This window comes from Burkholderia sp. Ac-20365 (genome assembly GCF_017104715.1).
Lineage (GTDB): Bacteria > Pseudomonadota > Gammaproteobacteria > Burkholderiales > Burkholderiaceae > Paraburkholderia.
Map to the genome: position 1 here is coordinate 1 of NZ_JAAGPI010000112.1, position 922 is coordinate 922.

Annotated in this window: 1 protein-coding gene; it reads left to right on the forward strand. The window is 62.0% G+C overall.

Features of this window, described 5'->3' with window-relative positions:
* Positions 1–922, forward strand: a 922-nt coding sequence (locus tag G3O01_RS44845) for a porin (RefSeq protein WP_205813940.1), incomplete at both ends; no start/stop codon positions are given.

Consider the following 922-nt stretch of genomic DNA (forward strand, 5'->3'; position numbering starts at 1 on the left):
TACGCGAAGAAGCGCCCGGCAACGGGCGCGTGGGGACGTTCGTGCCTGCGAAACGGAACGGCACTCGCGGCGCTGGTGGCGGCGGGCAATTCGGCAGGCTGGGCGCAATCGACGGTCACGATCTACGGTATCGTCGATTCGGCCGTTCAGTACGGCAAATTCAACGACACCGTCAGCCCGACGGCGATGGCGGCCAGCGGCAACCTGCAGGCATCGCGCTTCGGGCTGCTCGGCAAGGAAGATCTCGGCGGCGGCTATCGCGCGAATTTCCGGCTCGAGACGGGCTTCAATCTCTACTCGGGGATGGGCGGCGGCGCGACGGCGTTCAATCGGGGCGCGTCGGTCGGGTTGTCGGGGCCGTTCGGCAGCGTCGACGCCGGCTATCTGTACCTGCCGATCTACTGGGTCTTTCTTGCATCGGACGTAGCGACTTACGGCTTGTCGAACCCCGCGGCCATCATGTCGCTGGAACATACGACGACGCTGGGGAAATCGGGCACCGGCGGCTTTTATCCCAACGCCGTGCGCTATCGCACGCCGAATTTCAACGGTCTTTCCGGTGAAATTGGCTATTCGTTCGGTGCGCAGAATGCAGCCGGTCAGACCGCCGATGGCCGCAATATCGGCATGAATGTGATGTACCAGCGTTTCGGCATGATCCTCGGCTATGGCGTGAACCGCTATCAGTATTACGCCAATACGCCCACGCTCACGCCGTCTTCGCAACTCACGCAGATGTTCGCCGCGACCTATGCCTATAGCGGCAATTTCATCGGCGCTAATTACATCTATTCGAAACGTACCGACGCGGCCAACTGGTTTGCATCGGCGTTACTCGTCAACGCGAAAATTCCGGCCGGGCCGGGCGATATCGAACTGGGCGTCGCGCGCCGCATCGAAAACGCCAATGCGCGGGCGATGG